Source organism: Pseudoalteromonas sp. Isolate3 (genome assembly GCF_022398505.1).
In the GTDB taxonomy this organism is placed as follows: domain Bacteria; phylum Pseudomonadota; class Gammaproteobacteria; order Enterobacterales; family Alteromonadaceae; genus Pseudoalteromonas; species Pseudoalteromonas apostichopi.
The window spans coordinates 1-19752 of the sequence record NZ_JAKEVN010000083.1 but is presented as its reverse complement, the minus strand read 5'-3'; the positions used below and the strand labels follow the sequence as shown (position 1 = coordinate 19752).

21 protein-coding genes, 1 rRNA gene and 1 riboswitch are annotated in these 19752 nt (G+C 41.4%); of the genes, 15 read left to right on the top strand and 7 right to left on the bottom strand.

From position 1 onward, the window contains the following. Positions 1-6: 6 nt before the first annotated feature. The 12 genes from rrf (at position 7) to ung (ending at position 9568) form a co-directional block, all read left to right on the top strand. Positions 7-121 (top strand): 5S ribosomal RNA (gene rrf, locus L1D46_RS14865). A gap of 254 nt (positions 122-375) precedes the next feature. After that, positions 376-804, top strand: coding sequence for an FKBP-type peptidyl-prolyl cis-trans isomerase (locus L1D46_RS14860; RefSeq protein ID WP_239977773.1), 429 nt, complete (start codon positions 376-378; stop codon positions 802-804). Between the two features lie 83 nt (positions 805-887). Continuing rightward, positions 888-1505 (top strand): histidine phosphatase family protein, encoded by a 618-nt coding sequence (locus L1D46_RS14855; protein WP_130049544.1) that lies wholly within the window; start codon positions 888-890, stop codon positions 1503-1505. A gap of 12 nt (positions 1506-1517) precedes the next feature. After that, positions 1518-1656: riboswitch (cobalamin riboswitch) on the top strand. 80 nt (positions 1657-1736) lie between these two features. Beyond that, positions 1737-2567, top strand: coding sequence for an ABC transporter ATP-binding protein (locus tag L1D46_RS14850; RefSeq protein WP_239977772.1), 831 nt, complete (start codon positions 1737-1739; stop codon positions 2565-2567). Then, a complete protein-coding gene (locus L1D46_RS14845) occupies positions 2533-3549 on the top strand; it encodes an iron ABC transporter permease (protein WP_239977771.1) in 1017 nt (338 codons plus the stop codon). Before L1D46_RS14850 ends, L1D46_RS14845 begins: the two co-directional genes overlap by 35 nt. Positions 3550-3552: 3 nt before the next feature. Further along, positions 3553-4614, top strand: a complete 1062-nt coding sequence (gene cobT, locus L1D46_RS14840) for a nicotinate-nucleotide--dimethylbenzimidazole phosphoribosyltransferase (protein WP_239977770.1) — start codon at positions 3553-3555, stop codon at positions 4612-4614. A 1-nt stretch (position 4615) separates the two neighbouring features. Continuing rightward, complete coding sequence (locus tag L1D46_RS14835) at positions 4616-5422, top strand: adenosylcobinamide-GDP ribazoletransferase (protein WP_239977769.1); 807 nt, start codon at positions 4616-4618, stop codon at positions 5420-5422. Further along, entirely contained in the window at positions 5419-5949 is a 531-nt protein-coding gene (cobU, locus tag L1D46_RS14830; protein ID WP_239977768.1) for a bifunctional adenosylcobinamide kinase/adenosylcobinamide-phosphate guanylyltransferase, read from the top strand. Before L1D46_RS14835 ends, cobU begins: the two co-directional genes overlap by 4 nt. Then, positions 5946-7442 carry a cobyric acid synthase gene (locus L1D46_RS14825; protein WP_239977767.1) on the top strand — a complete coding sequence of 499 codons (1497 nt, stop codon included), beginning with the start codon at positions 5946-5948 and terminating at the stop codon, positions 7440-7442. The genes cobU and L1D46_RS14825 overlap by 4 nt, the downstream gene beginning before the upstream one ends. Continuing rightward, complete coding sequence (cobO, locus tag L1D46_RS14820; protein WP_130049538.1) at positions 7439-8038, top strand: cob(I)yrinic acid a,c-diamide adenosyltransferase; 600 nt, start codon at positions 7439-7441, stop codon at positions 8036-8038. The genes L1D46_RS14825 and cobO overlap by 4 nt, the downstream gene beginning before the upstream one ends. Position 8039: 1 nt before the next feature. Then, the gene (locus tag L1D46_RS14815) at positions 8040-8897 is read left to right on the top strand and encodes a cobalamin-binding protein (protein ID WP_130049537.1); all 858 of its coding nucleotides are present in this window, start codon (positions 8040-8042) and stop codon (positions 8895-8897) included. Further along, positions 8894-9568, top strand: coding sequence for a uracil-DNA glycosylase (ung, locus tag L1D46_RS14810; protein ID WP_239977766.1), 675 nt, complete (start codon positions 8894-8896; stop codon positions 9566-9568). Before L1D46_RS14815 ends, ung begins: the two co-directional genes overlap by 4 nt. A gap of 32 nt (positions 9569-9600) precedes the next feature. Here ung and L1D46_RS14805 read toward each other — a convergent pair whose 3' ends face one another. Together L1D46_RS14805 and tal are read right to left on the bottom strand one after the other, a co-directional pair. Next, complete coding sequence (locus L1D46_RS14805; protein ID WP_054554247.1) at positions 9601-9789, bottom strand: DUF3545 family protein; 189 nt, start codon at positions 9787-9789, stop codon at positions 9601-9603. Positions 9790-9975: 186 nt separating this feature from the next. Beyond that, positions 9976-10926 carry a transaldolase gene (gene tal, locus L1D46_RS14800; protein ID WP_130049535.1) on the bottom strand — a complete coding sequence of 317 codons (951 nt, stop codon included), beginning with the start codon at positions 10924-10926 and terminating at the stop codon, positions 9976-9978. 221 nt (positions 10927-11147) lie between these two features. Here tal and yaaA point away from each other — a divergent pair, with 221 nt between their 5' ends. After that, positions 11148-11927 carry a peroxide stress protein YaaA gene (yaaA, locus tag L1D46_RS14795; protein WP_239977765.1) on the top strand — a complete coding sequence of 260 codons (780 nt, stop codon included), beginning with the start codon at positions 11148-11150 and terminating at the stop codon, positions 11925-11927. Positions 11928-12044: 117 nt separating this feature from the next. Then, positions 12045-12980: a mechanosensitive ion channel family protein gene (locus tag L1D46_RS14790; protein ID WP_178926660.1), complete on the top strand. Its 936-nt coding sequence runs from the start codon at positions 12045-12047 to the stop codon at positions 12978-12980. A 374-nt stretch (positions 12981-13354) separates the two neighbouring features. On the opposite strand, the gene serA is transcribed toward L1D46_RS14790, so the two are convergent. From serA to L1D46_RS14765, 5 genes are all read right to left on the bottom strand, one after another. Further along, positions 13355-14584: a phosphoglycerate dehydrogenase gene (gene serA / locus L1D46_RS14785; RefSeq protein WP_167659130.1), complete on the bottom strand. Its 1230-nt coding sequence runs from the start codon at positions 14582-14584 to the stop codon at positions 13355-13357. Positions 14585-14598: 14 nt separating this feature from the next. Continuing rightward, positions 14599-15252: a ribose-5-phosphate isomerase RpiA gene (gene rpiA / locus L1D46_RS14780; protein WP_130049532.1), complete on the bottom strand. Its 654-nt coding sequence runs from the start codon at positions 15250-15252 to the stop codon at positions 14599-14601. Positions 15253-15306: 54 nt separating this feature from the next. Further along, positions 15307-15903, bottom strand: a complete 597-nt coding sequence (locus tag L1D46_RS14775) for a 5-formyltetrahydrofolate cyclo-ligase (protein WP_239977764.1) — start codon at positions 15901-15903, stop codon at positions 15307-15309. A 13-nt stretch (positions 15904-15916) separates the two neighbouring features. Further along, positions 15917-16483: a hypothetical protein gene (locus tag L1D46_RS14770; protein ID WP_130049530.1), complete on the bottom strand. Its 567-nt coding sequence runs from the start codon at positions 16481-16483 to the stop codon at positions 15917-15919. A gap of 118 nt (positions 16484-16601) precedes the next feature. Next, positions 16602-18119, bottom strand: coding sequence for a carboxypeptidase (locus tag L1D46_RS14765; protein ID WP_239977763.1), 1518 nt, complete (start codon positions 18117-18119; stop codon positions 16602-16604). Between the two features lie 243 nt (positions 18120-18362). Here L1D46_RS14765 and L1D46_RS14760 point away from each other — a divergent pair, with 243 nt between their 5' ends. Beyond that, positions 18363-19592 (top strand): diguanylate cyclase, encoded by a 1230-nt coding sequence (locus L1D46_RS14760; RefSeq protein WP_130049528.1) that lies wholly within the window; start codon positions 18363-18365, stop codon positions 19590-19592. Positions 19593-19752: the final 160 nt, after the last annotated feature.

The window sequence follows — 19752 nt, the reverse complement described above, 5'->3', positions numbered from 1 at the left end:
AATTTGCTTGGTGACAATAGCGTTTTGGACCCACCTGACCCCATGCCGAACTCAGTAGTGAAACGAAACAGCGCCGATGATAGTGTGGCATTTGCCATGTGAAAGTAGGACATTGCCAGGATCCTATTAAAGAAAGCCCGATTCGAAAGAGTCGGGCTTTTTTACGTTTTAGCTGATAGCTCTGTATTGGGTTTCGCTGAGCTCTACCCAACCTACGCCAGACCCTCAAACTTTACTCTTTCTAACTCGTATCTTTCCCCTTTCTAACTTGTAACTTTACTCTCGCTAACTCGCTACAGACGATACTTGCCCTTGCTTCACTGACTTTGTTATGCGATAAAGCGTTTTAAATTTGTAATACAATTAAGGTTTGATGTGTCTCGTAAGAAAACAACCAAGTCGAAAGGCTCTTCAGGTTTAAATCGTAAAAATAGTGAAGCATTTATTGCTAAGTTCTCATCTCATCCTGATACACATCTATGTTCGTCGGGTTTAATGTATAAAGTGATTGATGAGCTTGAAGGGGAGCGAATTACAGAGTTCGACACAGTGGTCATTAATCAGCGCATTATGCTTGCTGATGGCACTGTGATTGCCGACAGTTACAAAGCGGGTATGCCAGAGGTGTTTGCATTATCTGAAGCAATCGAAGGGTTAAAAGAAGGCTTGTTGCTAATGAGTATTGGTTCTCGTTATGAATTTGTGATCCCTCCAGAGCTTGCCTGGGGTAAAAAAGGTAACGGTGGCAAGATTGGCGCAAATGCAGTGCTTCATTTTGACGTTCGTTTAATGCGTTTAGCTTAATTCTCTTAGTGTAACAGCCTTAGCATAACTCGACAGAGTAATTAAAACGCGTTAACGTTCACTATTGGTTACTGAGGAACATTATGGACGCATTTGCTTCACGAGTTTACTTTCTTCGCCATGGCGAAATAGCTACGCCTGGAATTCTTTCTGGGCAAGTCGATGTTGATTTATCTGAACAAGGCTATAGACAAATGCGCCAAGCCTCAGCTGAACTCAAAAATTTAAATGCCATATATAGCTCACCGCTGAAGCGTTGCTCAGTTCATGCTGACTATTTAGCAAATCAACACAGATTGAACGTTCGGTATTATAACGCTCTGAAAGAGTTCAATTTTGGTGATTGGGATGGCCAAGACTACCAGCAGCTTTGGCAGCAAACAAGTAAACCTCATATCGGTGATTTTTGGCAGCATCCTTGGCAAGTAAAAGTACCGAATGGTGAAGCTATGGCTGATTTTTATACTCGAGTAGATACATGGTGGCAAACGTTTTTAGAATCATTGTGTGAATCTAAACATACTCAGTCATTAGTAATTAGCCACGCTGGTGTGATCAAACAAATTCTAGCTATTGTTTGTCAAATGCCTAAACAATCAGCTACACATTTAAATGTTTTCCATCTCCCATATGCTGGGCTTATAACACTCGATGTATATATTGATGAACAAGGACAGGCTTGGCCAAAAATTGTTTTTTAGCCATCTAGAGCGATATTCATTGAATTATTTACTTAGCCCGCCATAATACTCATATGCTATGGAATGGAGTGCAATTCTCCAGCTGTTCCCGCAACTGTAATCCATCTAAATAATGGTTAGCCAGATACTTAGCACTAACAATTAATCATCGAGCGGGTCAACTCACATCATTTTCTGGTACTTACCAGTGCTTTCTTGTGCGTTGCTATTACTCGCCAAGAGAGAATAAACTTGCAACAAAATAGCCTTAGCGCTGCGCCATTAATATCAGTTTCTGATTTAAGTTGGGGTACTGCGAATAAAACCATACTTAAATCAATTAGCCTTGAATTAAAAGCAGGGCAATTTATCGGTTTACTCGGCCCTAATGGTGCTGGTAAATCAAGTCTGCTGCGCTGTCTTTATCGTTACTTGAAACCTCAGCAAGGAGCCGTGCTGCTAAGCGGTGAAGATATTTGGCAAATCAGTGCTGATGAATATGCAAAGCAGGTTGCTGTGGTTTTACAAGAGTCTCCATCGCAGTTTAATTTGTCATTATTTGATGTTGTGAGTCTGGGCTTAACCCCTCATAAACGACTTTTCAGCGGTACCTCTGTCAAAGATAAGCAGCGAATATATCAAGCGATTAAGCAGGTTGGTTTGTCGCATCATAGTGAGCAAGCATTTGATTCTCTCTCTGGTGGCGAAAAGCAAAGAGCGCTCATTGCACGCTCTATCGTACAGCAGCCTAAGCTGTTGATCATGGATGAACCAACTAGCCACCTTGATGTTAAATACCAAATTCAAATAATGGAATTAGCAAAGTCCCTCGATGTGACTGTGCTTGCTTCTTTCCATGATTTAAATCTCGCAGCAAGTTTATGTGATGAATTACTGGTGATTGATGAAGGTCGCTTGATTTGTCAGGGACAACCAAAAGCGGTGCTAACAGAGCAGCTGTTAAGTGATGTATTTGGTGTATGCGCAACAGTATCTGCTCATCCCCAATCAAACAATGATAAGTATATTCCACACATTACTTACTTCTATGGTTATCAGACTCAGGAGTATAAACGTGACTGATGCAATACGTTTAAGTGTCTGTATCCTAGTTGGGCTTATTAGTTGCTTTTTAGCTCTTAGCTTTGGTGCTGCAAATACACCACTGAGTGAAGTATTTGATGGCTTATTTAGCCAAGGTAGCGATGAGTTTGTGCAGCGTATTATTTGGCAGCTACGCATGCCAAGAACCGTACTGGCATTTTTAGCGGGATCTGGGCTTGCCCTTGCGGGATTAATTTTGCAGACCGTAACCCGAAACCCACTTGCTGATCCTTATTTGTTTGGAATTTCTTCGGGAGCTTCATTCGGTGTCGTGTGCTTTATAGCCCTAACAGGCGTGAGTTTTGGTTTTAGTATGTCAATTGCAGCATTTGCCGGAAGCTTACTCTCTATGCTGTTGCTCATTGCTATTGCAGGCCGTCGCCATGTTGGCCAAGTTGAAGCCATGTTACTTGCCGGCGTTGCTTTATCATTCTTATTTAGTGCTATGACTAGTTTGCTACTTTATTTTAGTGATCCTCAAGCCATTACAGCTATTTTATTTTGGACCATGGGCAGTTTTTCTCGTGCGCAGTGGGATACTCTTTGGATGCCATTTATAGTTATTACTGCCTGTATGGCACTGATGATTGCTTTTCGTCGTCAGCTTAATGCAATGCTACTTGGTGATGAAAGTGCCGCGACTTTGGGGATTCATGTACAGCGCTTTCGGATCATGATGCTACTGCTAAGTTCATTAATAACTGCAGTGCTTGTTGCTATGTGTGGTGGCGTCGGTTTTGTTGGCCTGATGATCCCACATATTGTGCGTTACTTTTCGCCACAAGGCAGCAGCCATAACTTAATCATGACTTCGCTAGTCGGCGGTATTTTTATGGTGTGGGTTGATGTGCTATGCCGAACCTTATTGAATAATCAAGAATTACCCGTTGGTGTGATCACAGCAGCTATCGGCAGCGTGTTTTTTTTATTCTTACTGTATTTTCGTAAACAGAGCAGGTAGTTAATGTTTAATATCATGCCAATTAACCAGCAGTTTTCAGCTATTATTCAACAAAAAATAGACCTTAAAACGAAGCCGCTTGGTGCGTTAGGTCAGCTTGAAAGCTGTGCTAAACAATTAACGCTTGTTTTCTCAAAGCAGCTCGATAGTGAGCAGGCGCTTCTAGCCTTTAAACCGGTTATTTCTAGCCCTACTCTGGTTGTATTTGCTGGCGACCATGGTGTTGCAAGCCAAGGGGTGTCAATTGCTCCTAGCTGCGTTACATCACAAATGGTGGCAAACTTTGCAGCAGGAGGCGCAGCGATCAATGTATTTTGTCGTCAGCTAGGTTGGCAGCTCGAAATTGTTGATGCCGGAACTCTCAGTACTGCACATGGTAAAGGTGTGCATAACCAGCGTTTAGGTGAAATCACCGCACCTTTAAATACCGAAATGGCGATGTCTCTTAGTCAAGTTAAAAAAGGGGTTGAATTAGCAAAGCAGCGAGTTCATTCACTCTATGAGCAAGGCTGCAATACCATCGCGTTTGGTGAGATGGGCATTGGCAATACCACAAGTGCTGCGGCATTGATGGCTGCCTTGTTGTCGTTACCTGCCAGTCAATGTGTTGGTAAAGGCACAGGCGTGAGTGACGAGGTTGTTGCTAAAAAAATCAAGGTTGTCGAGCAAGCCCTTCAATTACACCAAGCTCATTTTAGCGATCCACTAATGACGCTTGCGGCATTAGGTGGGTTTGAAATTGTACAGATCACCGGTGCTATTTTAGCTGCTGCAGAGCTTGGTATGGCTGTGATCGTTGATGGCTTTATTTGTACTGCAGCTGCACTTGTTGCAACTCGTATAAATGCAAACGCTCGCGATTACATGATATTTGCCCATGCCTCTGATGAGCAAGGGCATAAAGCAATGCTCAATGCCTTGCATGCAGCACCTTTATTGCAGCTTGATTTACGTTTAGGAGAGGGCACCGGGGCTGCGCTTGCCTTACCTTTATTGCAAGCATCTTTGGCGTTTTACAATGACATGGCAAGTTTTGCCGATGCCAATGTTGAGCAAGTAGTTTAATATGAGCACTGAACTTAACACATCAAATACTACCTCAAGTCAGCTTCAGCTATTTTTACTGGCGCTTAGCTTTTTAACGCGCATACCCGTTAAATTAAACTTTGTAGTATCGAGCACGGCACTCAATCAGGCCAGCCGTTATTTTGCATTAGTCGGGGTGTTATTAGGTGTACTTTTAGCGCTAAGCTTTTTGTTGTTGAACTGGTTATTCCCCGCTGCTATAGCAATAGCGTTAGTTATGGCCTTTAGCTTGATAATTACAGGGGCATTTCATGAAGATGGCCTTGCTGATGTGTGGGATGGCTTTGGTGGTGGTTGGCAAGTTGCAGATAAACTCAGCATTATGAAAGATAGTCGCTTAGGGACGTATGGTGCAGCGGCGTTAGTGATGGCTTTATTAATTAAGTACCAAACACTCGTCGCACTCACCGAAGCAACCAGTATTCTTGTTATTGCACTTGTTCTAGGGCAAAGCCTAAGCCGAGTTGTAGCAACAAGCTTAATTGCAGATATGGATTATGTAAGTCAGGATGCCACATCTAAAGTAAAACCAATAGCGATGCATTTAAGCACACAAAGTTATCAAATACTGCTAGCAACTGGCGGCGCAGTCTTGGCAATAGCATGGTTGTTTTTTGGCTTCACTCTAGGGCAATTACTGATACTCATTAGCGTGCTTTTTGTTACTCGATTATTATTAAAGCGCTGGTTTGAAAAACAATTATCTGGCTATACCGGCGATTGCCTAGGTGCTGCCCAGCAAGTGTCAGAGCTTGTTACCTACCTTTGCTTGGTGAGTCTATTATGAGCCAACAACATACTTTAATTTTAGGCGGTGCTCGCAGTGGTAAAAGTCGTTTTGCTGAGCAGTTGGCAACTAATTCAAACAAACCGCTTATCTACGTTGCTACCGCAAACGCTGGCGATGAGGAAATGGCTGCCCGAATTAGTAAACATCAAATAGAACGAAGTAAGCATTGGCAACTTGTTGAAGAGCCTTTGTATTTAGCCAAAGCATTACAACAGCTTAGCCAGACTGAAAACTGTATTTTAGTGGATTGTTTAACGCTGTGGTTAAGTAATTGCTTATGCCAGCATGGTGAGGCATTTTGGCTTGAGCAAAAAGCGGCCTTACTCGATGCGCTAGTGCAATTGCCGGGTGAGGTGATCTTTGTCAGCAATGAAGTGGGTCATGGTATCGTGCCTCTGGGTGAGTTAAGTCGTCAGTTTGTTGATCATTCAGGCTGGTTGCATCAAGCCTTAGCACAGCAAGTTACACGTGTTGAATTTGTGATTGCAGGTCTTGCACAAACTTTAAAAAGTGAAAAATCATGAAAACAATAATGGTGCAAGGCACAACTTCAGATGCAGGTAAAAGTACCCTTGTAGCAGCTCTTTGCCGGATCTTTGCAGAGCGAGGCATTAAGGTTGCCCCCTTTAAGCCACAAAATATGGCATTAAATAGCGCTGTAACCGCTGATGGTGGCGAGATAGGTCGAGCACAAGCTCTGCAGGCTATAGCAGCAAAAGTGCCCGCAGAAGTCGATTTTAACCCTATCTTGTTAAAGCCCAATAGCGATACAGGGGCGCAGGTTATCGTCCATGGCAAAGCGCTTTCGAATATGGAAGCGGGCAGTTACCACGATTATAAAAAAGTGGCCATGGATGCGGTTCTTACTTCGCAGCAGCGCTTAAGTGAGCGTTTTGAGTTATTGGTCGTTGAAGGAGCTGGCAGTCCTGCAGAAATCAACCTACGTGAAAATGACATTGCTAATATGGGTTACGCTGAAGCGGTGGACTGCCCGGTAATTATTATTGCTGATATCGACAAAGGCGGTGTGTTTGCTCACTTAGTTGGGACGTTAGCGTTATTGTCTGAGTCGGAGCAGGCGCGAGTTAAAGGCTTTGTAATTAACCGCTTTCGGGGTGATATTGCGTTATTGCAAGGCGGTTTAGATTGGTTAGAACAATATACAAATAAGCCCGTGCTTGGGGTTTTACCTTATTTACATGACTTAGCGTTAGATGCAGAGGATGCTGTTGCTATAAGTAATCAGGTCGATAAACCGCAATTACGGATAGCAGTTTTGTTATTGCCTCATATTAGTAATCATACCGACTTTGATGCACTGCGATTACAACCAGAAATCGATTTACAGTATGTACGTCATACTCAAGCTATTCCTAATGTCGATTTGATCATTATCCCTGGTAGCAAAAATGTTTTAAGTGACCTAGCCTTTTTAAAAAATGAAGGTTGGCATAAACAAATAACACGTCATTTACGCTATGGCGGTAAAATACTCGGTATATGTGGTGGACTACAAATGTTAGGCAATTACCTAGAAGATCCACATGCTGTTGAATCTAATTTAGGTAGTGCAGAAGGACTAGGGCTTGCTGACTTTAAAACGCAATTAGGGCAGCAAAAAGTACTAAGCCAAGTATCTGGCATACTTCATTTAAATAATAGCGATAACGCAATTTCAGGTTATGAAATTCACGCCGGGATAAGCCAAGGATCAGCACTTAAAAAGCCATTTTTGAGTTTTAATAATCACCCGAGTGGATTTAAAGAGGATGGTTTTATTAGCGATGATAACCAAGTAGCGGGTACTTACTTACACGGCTTGTTCGATACGCCAGAGGGCGTGGGCGAGTTAACAACTTGGCTTGCTCCAAATAGCCAAATTAAGCCAATTAATATTAATTTAAACCGTGAACAACAGTTAAGCCGTTTAGCAAACGTGGTAGCAGAGAATCTCGATATTGAACAAATCATCAATATTTATGAGAACTTCAATTTAGAGCATAAGGAACAACAATGAGCGAACAGAATCAAGATAAGCACCAACAACGCCAGCAAAAAGTAAAAGAAAAAGTAGACGAACGTATTGCTGCGGCACAAAAAGAGCAGGGGATTTTTCAAGTTATAACTGGCAACGGTAAGGGCAAATCTACCTCTGGTTTTGGCACTGTAGCACGTGCGGTGGGTCACGGAATGAAAGCGGCTGTGTGTCAGTTTATTAAAGGCACATGGGAGTGTGGTGAACGTAACTTACTCGAAAAAGCAGGGGTTGAATTTGTCATTATGAACACAGGTTTTACCTGGGAAACACAAAATAAAGAGTCAGATACCGCGGCTGCGCAAGTGACATGGCAAGAAGCAAAAAGAATGCTGAAGGATGAGTCGATTAACCTCGTTATGCTAGACGAAATAACTTACATGATCACCTACGGCTATATTGATTTAGACGAAGTGCTAGAGGCAATTAGCTCTCGCCCTGCTATGCAATCGGTAATTATTACAGGTCGTGGTGCGCACCGTAAACTAACCGACTTAGCTGATACAGTCAGTGAAGTCAGAAACGTAAAACATGCTTTTGATGCCGGTATCAAAGCGCAAAAAGGATTCGATTATTAACATGAAGGCCATCAAGTTTGCACTCTTAGGTTTTTTATTTTATTTACCGGCACTTACACAGGCCCATGAAATAAACAAGCCACAGCGCATTGTTGCTTTAGCGCCGCATATCGTTGAAAACCTGTTTGCGATTGGTGCAGGTGAGCGCATTGTTGGTACCGTTGACTATGCTGACTTTCCTTTGCAAGCGAATGATATTGAACGAGTAGGTGGCTATTACGGCATTAACATGGAAAAACTGTTGTCGTTAAAACCGGATCTTGTACTAGCTTGGAAAACGGGTAACAAAGCTGAAGATCTCGCTTATATTGAAAAGCTAGGTATTCCAGTTGCTTACAGTAATCCTAATCAGGTTGATAATGTTGCCGATGAACTACGTAAACTGGGTACGCTTACGCATTTGCAAACAAAGGCAAATAAAGTTGCCAAAGAGTTTGAAGATAAACTCAATGCTATTCGTACAGCTCAAAAGGGCAAACCGAAAGTTTCGGTGTTTTATCAATTATGGCCTGAACCTATGATGACGGTTGGTGGAAACACTTGGATCAATCAGCTATTAACCATTTGCCATGCCGACAATGTGTTTGCTAATAGTGATACCGACTATCCGCGTATTAGTATTGAAAATGTATTGGTTGCCAAACCTGAAGTGGTGATTATTCCAGATGAAAAATCGAAAAAGCCTCAGCCTAAAATTGATTGGCGCCAATGGCCCGAATTGCCAGCGGTGCAGCATAACCAGTTTATTAGTGTGAACGCTGACTTATTGCACCGTTTTACAACTCGTATGCTTGATGGCTTGACTGATATGTGTGGTAAAATAGACATTTCTCGTCAGCAAATACAGGCTTCAAAATGATCGACTGGCAAACATTTCTAGATACCGAACTTGCGAAACCTTACATGCAAGAAACCTTGCAATATGTGGCAGATAGGCGAGCAGAGGGTGTTACCGTTTATCCAAAAGATGAGCAGGTTTTCTCTGCTTTTGATGTCACACCACTAAATGAAATCAAAGTGGTTATTTTAGGGCAAGACCCATACCACGGAGAAGGTCAGGCCCATGGTCTTTGTTTTTCGGTATTGCCTGAAGTTAAAAAGTTACCTCCGTCATTGAAAAATATGTACAAAGAATTGGCGACAGATATTGAAGGTTTTGAGATACCACATCATGGTTATTTGCAAAGTTGGGCAGAACAAGGTGTGTTTTTACTCAACACTGTATTGACTGTTGAGCAAGGGCTGGCTCATTCTCATAAGCACCTTGGCTGGGAGCAATTTACCGATGCAGTGATTGCGCTTATCAACCAGCACTGTGACGGTGTGGTGTTTGTATTATGGGGCGCACATGCTCAGAAAAAAGGTAAACACATAGATACCTCGCGTCATCATGTGATTCAAGGTCCGCATCCATCACCGCTTTCTGCTCATCGTGGCTTTTTTGGTTGTCAGCATTTTTCAAAGGCAAACCAGCTACTTATTGATCAAAACAAAGTGCCGATCAATTGGTCGTTGCCACAAATTCTATAGCACAAATGCAAAAGGCCCTTGCGGGCCTTTAATTAAAAGTCTAATTCATCAAGCTCAACGCTGTCTGTGAAATAGTCTAACTCCTGTAGTTCTTTGCGAAGTCTATGCTTATCTTTTAGAGCTTCGATTTCGCGCCATTTTCTCTTTTTATTTTTTGTAGAGGTCTTTTTTGTTGTGCTAGGACCTTCTAATATTTCTAAAATATCGTCTAGGCTATCCATGAACTTCTCCTATTGATTTTTTGAACCTCGGAAATACCTATACCACAGGCTGCTCAAAAATAGAATAAAAAAGTGACAATACTGTTACAGAAGTGTGATTGATAGATGAATAGATCAAAGGTTTAGTTATTTTAGAAACAAAAACGCCACCTAGCGGTGGCGTTTCAAAAAATGCTGTAATTTAAATTACATTGCTTTAAAACGAGCTTCTAATTCAAGCTGCGCTTGTGCAAAAGAACGAATACCCTCAGCAAGCTTTTCTGTTGCCATCGCGTCTTGGTTATGTAACCAACGGAACTGGCTTTCAGTCAGTGGTGCTGGTTTTTCTTCAACAGCAAAGTCGCTTTCTAATAAGTACTCTTGTGCATCAGTTAATTGGCCAAGCTCTTCTAAAAGTGCAGGGCTGATAGTTAACTTATCACAGCCAGTAAGCGCGATGATCTCGCCTGTGTTACGGAAGCTTGCGCCCATAACTACAGTTTTGTAATCATGGCGTTTGTAGAACTCGTAAATGCTACGTACTGATTGCACGCCTGGATCGTTTAGCGGATCAGTTGGTTTTTCCATACCATTAGCAACATGCCAATCCAGGATACGGCCAACGAATGGTGAAATTAAAAATACATTCGCATCGGCACATGCGCGAGCTTGTGCTTCAGAGAATAACAGCGTTAAGTTACACTTAGTGCCTTCTTTTTCAAGCTGTTCAGCGGCTTTGATGCCTTCCCACGTTGATGCAACTTTGATTAGGATTTTATCTTTGCTAACACCTTCTTTTTCGTAAAGGCTTAGTAAAGTGTGGGCTTTATCGATAGTCGCTTGGGTATCAAATGATAAACGTGCGTCTACTTCTGTTGAGATATAGCCCGGTACGATTTCGCTAATTTCTTTACCAATTAATACAGCAAAGTAATCACATGCTAACTCAAGTTGTTTAGCTGCATCTTGCTCGGTTTCTTTGGCATATTGCCACGCTTTATCTAAATAAGGCTTATACGCTTCAATTTCACTGGCTTTTAAAAGTAGAGATGGGTTTGTTGTTGCATCTTCTGGTTGGTGCTTTTTGATAGCTTCGATATCACCCGTATCTGCAACAATAGATGAATGTTGTTTAAGCCTTTGTAGTGCTGAAGTCATTTGCTTTCCTCATTCCAAGCAAGTTAAAAGAAAATCCATTATAACGGCCTTTATGCTGCAACACTATGACAGTGTTTAATAGGTCAAATGTCCTTAATACAGAAAACTAGAACATTATGTATGAAAGAACAGCGGATAAAGGCAGGACGAAACAAAACGTGCATTTTGATTCAATTAATGTTGAAATTGACATCAAACAAATTACAAGTCAATAGCTAAGTATGATCACTGTTATTTCACCTGCAAAAAATTTAGATTATGAAACACCAGCCACGACCGATAAATTCACTCAACCTGAATTACTCGAGCACAGCGAAGAGTTAATGTCAGTTTGCCGTGATTTAACCCCAGCGCAAATTGGCAGCCTAATGAAAATCAGCGATAAACTAGCGGGTTTGAATGCGGCACGTTTCGCCGAGTGGTCACAGCCATTTACGCAACATAACGCAAAACAAGCAGTGCTAGCCTTTAATGGCGATGTGTACGGTGGATTAGATGCACAAACTCTTAGTGATACCGACCTAGATTACGCACAGTCGCACTTACGTATTTTGTCAGGCCTTTATGGCGTACTGAAGCCACTCGATTTAATGCAAGCTTACCGCCTTGAAATGGGCACTAAACTAGAAAACCCACGTGGTAAAAACTTATACCAGTTTTGGGGCAGTGTTATCGCCGAAAAGCTTAATACTGTGCTTGCTGAGCAAGATAGCAAATATTTGGTAAACCTTGCTTCGAATGAGTATTTTAAAGCGGTTGATAAAAAAGCCTTAAACGCTCAAATTATTACTCCACATTTTAAAGACTGTAAAAACGGCCAATATAAAGTGATCAGCTTTTATGCGAAAAAAGCTCGCGGCATGATGGCACGTTACATCATTGAAAATAAAATTACCCAATTAAGTGATTTAAAAGATTTCACCGTCGCAGGATATTACTTTAGCAGCGATGCAACAGCAAAAGAATTAGAGCCTGTTTTCTTACGGGAAGAGCAGAACTAATTTTTTAGTAAAATGAATTAGAAGAGCCGTGCTAAGCACGGCTTTTTTGTGCCTGTATGAAACTGGCGTTTATTTTGCAGACCACTCGCTATGTTTCTTAAATGATCAGGTAATCGTATGTTAAAAATACCAACCGTAGGTGAGGCTGAAAAACTTATAGAAGAAAAACTCGGTGGCTGGGTTGATATCATTATAAGCCATATTCCAAACTTTATTGTCGCAGTAGTCATCACTATCGTATTTTCATTACTGGCGCGTATCGTCGGCTCAATGCTTAGAAAGCTATTACGCCGCTCGTTAGAGTCTTCGCAAATAGCAGACTTAATGTCATCGATAGCCAAGGTTATTGTGTTATGTGTAGGCTTATTCGTAGCTCTTGATTTCCTGGGCCTCAGAGGCACGGTCACCTCATTACTTGCCGGTGCTGGTATTGTTGGTCTTGCGATTGGTTTTGCCTTTCAGGATATGACAGAGAATCTTATAGCAGGTATTGCTATGGGGATCCGCAAACCATTTAAAACAGGTGATGTAATTCGCACCGAAAGCGTGTTCGGTACAGTACGGGCGATTAATCTTAGAAACACTCTCATTGAGAACTTTTATGGGCAACTTATCTTAGTGCCTAACAAGATTCTATTTAGAAATATACTCAGTAATTACAGCACGTTAGGAGTGCGTCGTATTGAGGTGCCAGTGGGTATTTCGTATGCTGACGACCCAGAACAAGCCGCAGAAGTGATTGTTAAAAAAATCAATGAGTTTGATTTTGTTATTAAACAAGAAGAAACCGCCGTTTACGCCGAAAGCTTTGGTGATAGCAGCGTTAACCTACTGGTTTGGTTTTGGATTAAATACCCTGGCGAAGCGGATTTCATGACCGTTCGTCACAAGGCTGTTGTGGCAGTAAGAAACGCGCTAAGTGAAGCTGACATGACCATTCCATTCCCAATCCGCACGTTAGATTTTGGTATCAAAGGCGGTGAGAAATTAAACGCCATGATAAGCGAAAAACACCAAGATAAAGACGCAGAACCACAAGCGACTGATGAGTAAAATTTACTGACTCATCGGCGTGATTTACACAGGGAAGTGTGGCTGAGGAGGGGGGAGTTTATTTTCGCCGACATAGAGTGAATCGTTTTTGCCTCTAAAAACTTTTTGTCCAAATACAAGCTTGTTCTCATTTTTACTGTTTTTTAGAAATGATTGGTGTTTTATTTGTTAGAAATAAGCCTTCGCGCGAAATAAATTTCACGCCTACGGTGAGCTATTTTTGACTTAGAGCTTAAAATTTAAGGCTTAAAGCTAGGTTCTTGTGTTTGGTTTCGCTGCGCTCAAACCAACGGGCTTTCAGCTTAGCTCTACAAACAAAAAAAGCGCAAGCAGTTTAACTGTTTGCGCTTTTTATTTATTCGATATGCCAATGATTAGTGAAGGATACGTGCTCTGATTGTCCCTTCAACAGCACTTAGCTCTTTAAGAGCTACTTCTGATTGATCTGTATCTACATCAATTACTACGTAACCAATCGCTTCGTCTGTTTGTAAGTACTGGGCTGCGATGTTGATTCCGTGCTGTGCAAACGCTTGGTTAATTTGCGTTAGAACACCTGGGCGGTTGTGGTGTACGTGTAATAAACGGCTGCGGTTTGCAAGCTCAGGTAATGATACTTCAGGGAAGTTAACTGCTGTAATAGTTGAACCATTATCTGAGTACTTAGCAAGTTTGCCTGCTACTTCAATACCAATATTTTCTTGTGCTTCTTGTGTTGAACCACCAATGTGTGGAGTCAAAATCACGTTATCGAACTCGCGCAGCGGTGATACGAACTCTTCATCATTTGATTTTGGTTCTACAGGGAACACGTCGATTGCTGCGCCGCTCAGCTTTTTATCACGCAGTGATTCTGCTAGAGCATCAATATCAACAACAGTACCGCGAGAAGCATTGATCAAGATGGCGCCTTGCTTCATTACTTCAAGCTCTGCCATACCAATTAGGTTCTTCGTTTGCGGTGTTTCTGGTACGTGTAAGCTAATAACATCGGCACGTTGTAATAACTGAGTTAGGTTATGAACTTGCGTTGCATTACCCAGTGTTAGTTTGTCTTCGATATCGTAAAACTCAACGTTCATACCGATATTTTCAGCCATGATACCTAGTTGTGTACCAATGTGGCCGTAACCAATAATACCTAACGTTTTACCACGTGCTTCGAATGAACCGTTGGCTGATTTTAACCAACCACCGCGGTGCGCTAGGGCATTACGCTCTGGAATACCACGAAGTAATAATAAGATTTCACCAAGTACTAATTCTGCCACAGAGCGTGTGTTTGAGAATGGCGCGTTAAATACCGCAATACCACGTTCACGGGCACCTTGCAGGTCGACTTGGTTAGTCCCGATACAGAAGCAGCCGATTGCGACTAGCTTTTCAGCTGCTTCTAATACCGCTTCATTAATATGAGTGCGAGAGCGAAGGCCTACAAAATGCACATCTTTAATGCGCTCAATGAGCTCGTCTTCAGGTAAGGATGTTTTTACGTAATCAATATTACTGTAGCCATTACGCTTAAGCGTTTCTACAGCACTTTGGTGCACGCCTTCCAGCAAGAGAATTTTAATTTTGTCTTTTGCTAACGATACCTTACTCATATCCTCATTCCTATTTACTTTATTTGCGGCCCATTTTTGGTGCCGATAATGACTTTATCTGCGCCACGATGGGCAAATAAGCCGTTTGTTACTACGCCAACAATCTGGTTGATTGTTAGTTCTAATTCTTTGGCGTTGCTGATATCTAAATTGTGCACGTCTAAAATGACGTTACCGTTATCTGTTACAACACCTTCACGGTAAACTGGGTCACCGCCTAGTTTTACTAGTTCACGAGCTACATAGCTGCGTGCCATTGGGATCACTTCAACCGGTAGTGGAAATGCGCCTAATGTTGTAACTTCTTTAGATTCATCAACAATACAAACAAATTGTTTTGCTACCGCTGAAACGATTTTCTCGCGTGTCAGCGCGGCACCACCGCCTTTGATCATTTCATTTTGTGGGTTGATTTCGTCTGCGCCATCAACATACACATCAAGGCTTGATACATCGTTTAGCTCGAATACTTCTATACCCAGTGCTTTTAACTTTTCAGTTGAAGCCTCAGAGCTAGAAACCGCACCAGTAATGGTGTCTTTTACTGTATCAAGTGCATCAATAAAGTGATTCACTGTAGAGCCTGTACCTACACCAACAATGGTGTTTTCGTTTACAAACTCAAGGGCTGCCCAGGCAGCGGCTTTTTTTAATTCATCTTGCGTCATAATTATGTGCTCAGTTAGCTGTCAGAGAGGGTCTATAGTATACAAACAGTTTGCTTACCATTGGTAGATTTTCTCTGGGGTTATAATGTGTTTTAACGGTACATCCCACGATTCAATAGGCAATGCTGGAACATGCTGACATTGATGGGCAAGGCCGATCAAAATCGGTTTTTGCCAGTTTTCTTGGTAATACCGAGCCAACGTTTTGTCATAAAACCCGCCGCCCATTCCTAAACGGTTACCTTGATCATCAAATGCCACTAATGGCATAAGTAAAATATCAAGCTTGTCTAGAGGACATATTTGACTGCAATTTAACTTGGGTTCCAAGATACCATAGCGGTTTGCAGTCATGGGTGAATTTTCTTCATACCTTTGAAAGTATAAAGTTGCACCATTGAAGGGGTGGATTATAGGCAGGTATAAATACTGTCCATGCGCCCATAATTCTTTAATTAACAATGAGGTGTCTAACTCTCCGTCATTACTAAAATAAATGCCGATATGAGCGTTTTTAGGTGTTTTTAACGATTTTAAGTGTTGAGTAAAATTCACTTTTAGCGCAATTGCTGCATTTTTTTGTTGTTCAACAGTCAGTGAATTGCGCTTTTTTCGAATGGATTGTCTGATTTCTGCTCGTGTGTTGCTCATGTCAATATTAGTGTTAACTTTCTAAAAAGGAGAAAAGTTCAGGAAAAAGCTCCACAACACCCAAAATGATTAATAATAAAATGACCATCGCAATAAGCGAATAGAGTAGTGTGTTTGAGCGTTTTTTAACGGGCTCTGTTAATTCGTCTTCAAGCAGCAGAGCATCTTCTTGCCAGCTATCGTCGCTATCAGCAACACTATTATTTTCTGGCTCAGGTAAACGTTGCTCTAGGTCATCTAGCTTTTCTTCTAGGCGAATAAGGCTACTGGTAATGTAATCGAGGGCATCGAAAATACGTTCTTCACGCTCTTTGGCTTGTGCGGCTAAATTTGTTGATTGGCTGCTGGTGGCTGTTTGATTAACGCTTTGGAGTTTAGCTTTAATGCCAACACTGGCAAGCAACTTAGCTTGTTTAAGTGCTTTATCTTGCTCACTCGGCGCAAATAATGGCTTATGCTCAAACAGGGTCGCTACTTTGTCTGTTGTTGTTTTTAGTTTTGCGGCTAGTTGTTCTGTTGCTTGTGTTTGGTCGACACCGGCTTCAAGGCCTGCAAACATCACACGAAATTTTTCTGCCATTTGCTGATTATCCAAATCCTTAAATCAATGACTTGAGTATATACCCAAATAGATTGGTGGAAAAACAAAAGCCCGCATAAAACGGGCTTTTTCTATTATGGGTTTGCAAATACGCTGTTTAGTATTTTGCTGATTTGCTTTCGGCTGGTAGTGATTTAAGGATAAAATCACGTAAGTCATTATTTGATGACTCTAAATCAGCATGACGTAAATACATCATGTGACCACTACGATAGCCTTTAAAGCTTAAGCGATCTTTCATTTTGCCACTTGGATCTAACTGCCACATTGTGTATTTAGCATCAAAGTAGTTTGTTGCACCGTCATAGTAGCCAGATTGGATCATCACGTTTAAGTATGGGTTTTGTGCCATTGCTAAACGTAAGTTTTCACCTGTGTTGTTGCCTGAGCGGTCCCAAGGGTGAACATTACCAAATAGGTTATATTTGATATCTGTTTTGTAGTTAAGCTCTTCACGAAGATAATAGTTAATTGCAGGCGTGAATGAGTGTAACCAAGAAGTCAGTTCTGCCCAGTAATCAGGAGACTCACCTGCATCACGTTTGTCGATACCTAGGTAACGAGAATCTAAACGACCCACTGTTTGGCCGCGCTCACGTAATAACTCTTTCCAAAAGAAATTAGTTGGAATATCAAGGTTGTTTTGCTCAACAAACTTCTCAGATAAGCCTGCGTATTTTGCTGCTTGCTTAATGATTGCTCGCTTTTCATCTGCAGGTAAAAAACCACCTTTAGCAATTGCTGGTAAAAACTTATTAACGGTGAACTGTTCAACTTCAGGTAGTAACTCGTCTAAGTCTTTTGCTTGTAAGTCTGCGCTGAGGGCTTTGTGGTACCAAGCTGTCGCTGCAAAGTAAGGTAGGCGATTAGCTGCTTCTACCGGGCCTTCTCGTTTAATACCAATTTCAGTTGGTGATACTAAAATAACGCCGTTGATATACATCCATTGGCGATTTTGTAATTCGTGAGCAAGACCAGATACACGCGTTGTACCATAGCTCTCACCAATTAAGAACTTAGGCGAACGCCAGCGCTCATTGCGAGAAACAAAAGTATTTAACCACTCTGCTAAGTATTTGATGTCAGCGTTAACACCAAAGAACATTTTTTGTTGGTCTGATTTACTCGGCAGCTCACCTTTTTCGTTTTCAAGAACACGTGAGTAACCCGTGTTAACTGGGTTGATATAAACAATATCAGCCACGTCTAAAATTGAGTAAGGGTTATCTTTTACGCCATAAGGTTGAACTGGGTAGCCTTCGTCATCAATTTTTAATACACGTGGTCCAGTATAGGCAAGGTGCATCCATACTGATGCAGAGCCTGGGCCACCATTGAAAGAAAAGACCAAAGGACGTTTTGTTCTATCGTCTACTTTATCACGGGTATAATAAGTATATTGCAGCGTTGCTACGGCATCACCTTGTTCATTCCAAACCGGTTGTGTGCCAGTGGTTGCGGTATATGAAAAGCGCTTACCATTAATGCGAGCTTTATGCTCTGTCACTACTTTGCTGTCAACGTCAATACGACGTCCATTATCTGCAAAGCTTGGAGTACTGAAGGTCAGTGTTAGTGCTGTCACTGACAAGCCAATAAAACTAACTAGTTTCATGTTGATTCCTTATTATTCGAATTGCAGCTATTAAAAAGTAAAGCCAACTCGATGACAAACTAATGAGACTAGTGACCAATATTAGCTGTTAAATAGTAAAATAACCGGAAATGCTGAACGATTACAAAAAAGTGCATTTTTTTAGCAAAGATATTTTGCTTAATTATTTAGCTAGATTAAAAAATGACGTATATTTAGCGTGTTTATAATCTGTGTACACGTGCTTAGAAAAGAGAAGTTGCAATGCAAAGAGTATTAGTCGTCGAAGACAGTAAAGTAGTACAGCAAGTGTTACGTCATCTCGCTGCTCACTATTTAGATGTAGCTGTTGACTTTGCGTGGTCTTTAAAAGAGGGCGTCTCTTTAATATCAGAGCACGATTACACCTTAGCCTTAGTCGATTTAACGCTACCGGATGCGATGAATGGCGAAGTAGCTAAATACACCTTATCAAAAAATATTCCAACCGTGGTCCTGACATCAAAGATTGATGAATATATTCGCCAGCAAATGTTAGAGCTTGGTGTAGTAGATTACGTGGTTAAAGATAACCGTGATTCATATCATTATGCGATAAAGCTTGTTGCGCAACTACTTAGAAATGATGGGAGTAAAGCGCTAGTAGCCGATGACTCAGTATTGAGCCGCACTTTAATGAAGCAAATGCTCGAAAAGCAATTGTTTGATGTACGCGATGCCCAAGATGGTGAGCAAGCATTGCAAATGTTAAAAGACGACCCTGAGATTAAGTTGTTACTTACAGACTATGCAATGCCAACAATGGATGGTTTTGAGTTAGTGAAAGCGGTGCGTAATTTCCGTGGCCGTGATGACTTAGCAATTATCGGGTTATCCGGTGCGGGTAAGCATGGCTTGTCGGCGCGTTTTATTAAATACGGAGCAAACGACTTTTTAACTAAGCCGTTTATGAATGAAGAATTTCATTGCCGTGTTATGCAAACCATGGAGCAGCTTGCTTTAATAGCCGATATAAAAGAAAGCGCCTACCGCGACCATTTAACTGGCTTGCATAATCGTCGCTATTTTTATCAATACGCAGAAAAATTACTTAAAAATGTTGAGCAAGAAAACGTACTGGCCTTGCTTGATATCGACTTCTTTAAAAATGTGAATGACCAGTTTGGTCATGAAGCAGGTGATCAGGCTCTAAAACAAGTGTCTTCATTTTTAAAGACTAAATTTGATGACTTCACTATCGCTAGAATTGGCGGCGAAGAATTTGCAGTGGTTCTGCACAATATGAATTTAGCTAACGCAGAATCTAAACTCAATATTTTCAGAGAGCAGTTAGCGAGTCATGCTTTTTCAATTAACGGTGAGCCTTATTCATTAACGATGAGCATCGGTATGACCCTATTCCAAAAAGTATCACTTACAGCTGCGATGCGCATTGCTGACAAAGCCTTATATCAAGCCAAACAGCAAGATCGGAACTGCTTAGTTCAGTTATAGTTGTGCTTAATGCACCAGCGCTGGCTAATTGTTAAAAAAATGCACCATTAGGGTGCATTTTTTTTGTGCAAAAACCAGTTTTTATTCATAACTAATTGAAATTAAATAATAAAAAATAATGGCACAAAGGTTGGATTGTATAAACCGGATTGTATAAACC

What these genes read in the sequence shown, in the direction of transcription:
- cobU (WP_239977768.1), top strand. Translation starts at nt 5,419, where the DNA reads ATGAGCCAACAACATACTTTAATTTTAGGCGGTGCTCGCAGTGGTAAA.
- L1D46_RS14790 (WP_178926660.1), top strand. Translation starts at nt 12,045, where the DNA reads ATGTTAAAAATACCAACCGTAGGTGAGGCTGAAAAACTTATAGAAGAA.
- tal (WP_130049535.1), bottom strand. Translation starts at nt 10,926, where the DNA reads ATGACTTCAGCACTACAAAGGCTTAAACAACATTCATCTATTGTTGCA.
- L1D46_RS14805 (WP_054554247.1), bottom strand. Translation starts at nt 9,789, where the DNA reads ATGGATAGCCTAGACGATATTTTAGAAATATTAGAAGGTCCTAGCACA.
- L1D46_RS14855 (WP_130049544.1), top strand. Translation starts at nt 888, where the DNA reads ATGGACGCATTTGCTTCACGAGTTTACTTTCTTCGCCATGGCGAAATA.
- cobO (WP_130049538.1), top strand. Translation starts at nt 7,439, where the DNA reads ATGAGCGAACAGAATCAAGATAAGCACCAACAACGCCAGCAAAAAGTA.
- serA (WP_167659130.1), bottom strand. Translation starts at nt 14,584, where the DNA reads ATGAGTAAGGTATCGTTAGCAAAAGACAAAATTAAAATTCTCTTGCTG.
- cobT (WP_239977770.1), top strand. Translation starts at nt 3,553, where the DNA reads ATGTTTAATATCATGCCAATTAACCAGCAGTTTTCAGCTATTATTCAA.
- L1D46_RS14815 (WP_130049537.1), top strand. Translation starts at nt 8,040, where the DNA reads ATGAAGGCCATCAAGTTTGCACTCTTAGGTTTTTTATTTTATTTACCG.
- ung (WP_239977766.1), top strand. Translation starts at nt 8,894, where the DNA reads ATGATCGACTGGCAAACATTTCTAGATACCGAACTTGCGAAACCTTAC.
- L1D46_RS14835 (WP_239977769.1), top strand. Translation starts at nt 4,616, where the DNA reads ATGAGCACTGAACTTAACACATCAAATACTACCTCAAGTCAGCTTCAG.
- L1D46_RS14775 (WP_239977764.1), bottom strand. Translation starts at nt 15,903, where the DNA reads ATGAGCAACACACGAGCAGAAATCAGACAATCCATTCGAAAAAAGCGC.
- L1D46_RS14845 (WP_239977771.1), top strand. Translation starts at nt 2,533, where the DNA reads ATGGTTATCAGACTCAGGAGTATAAACGTGACTGATGCAATACGTTTA.
- yaaA (WP_239977765.1), top strand. Translation starts at nt 11,148, where the DNA reads ATGATCACTGTTATTTCACCTGCAAAAAATTTAGATTATGAAACACCA.
- L1D46_RS14765 (WP_239977763.1), bottom strand. Translation starts at nt 18,119, where the DNA reads ATGAAACTAGTTAGTTTTATTGGCTTGTCAGTGACAGCACTAACACTG.
- L1D46_RS14760 (WP_130049528.1), top strand. Translation starts at nt 18,363, where the DNA reads ATGCAAAGAGTATTAGTCGTCGAAGACAGTAAAGTAGTACAGCAAGTG.
- L1D46_RS14825 (WP_239977767.1), top strand. Translation starts at nt 5,946, where the DNA reads ATGAAAACAATAATGGTGCAAGGCACAACTTCAGATGCAGGTAAAAGT.
- rpiA (WP_130049532.1), bottom strand. Translation starts at nt 15,252, where the DNA reads ATGACGCAAGATGAATTAAAAAAAGCCGCTGCCTGGGCAGCCCTTGAG.
- L1D46_RS14770 (WP_130049530.1), bottom strand. Translation starts at nt 16,483, where the DNA reads ATGGCAGAAAAATTTCGTGTGATGTTTGCAGGCCTTGAAGCCGGTGTC.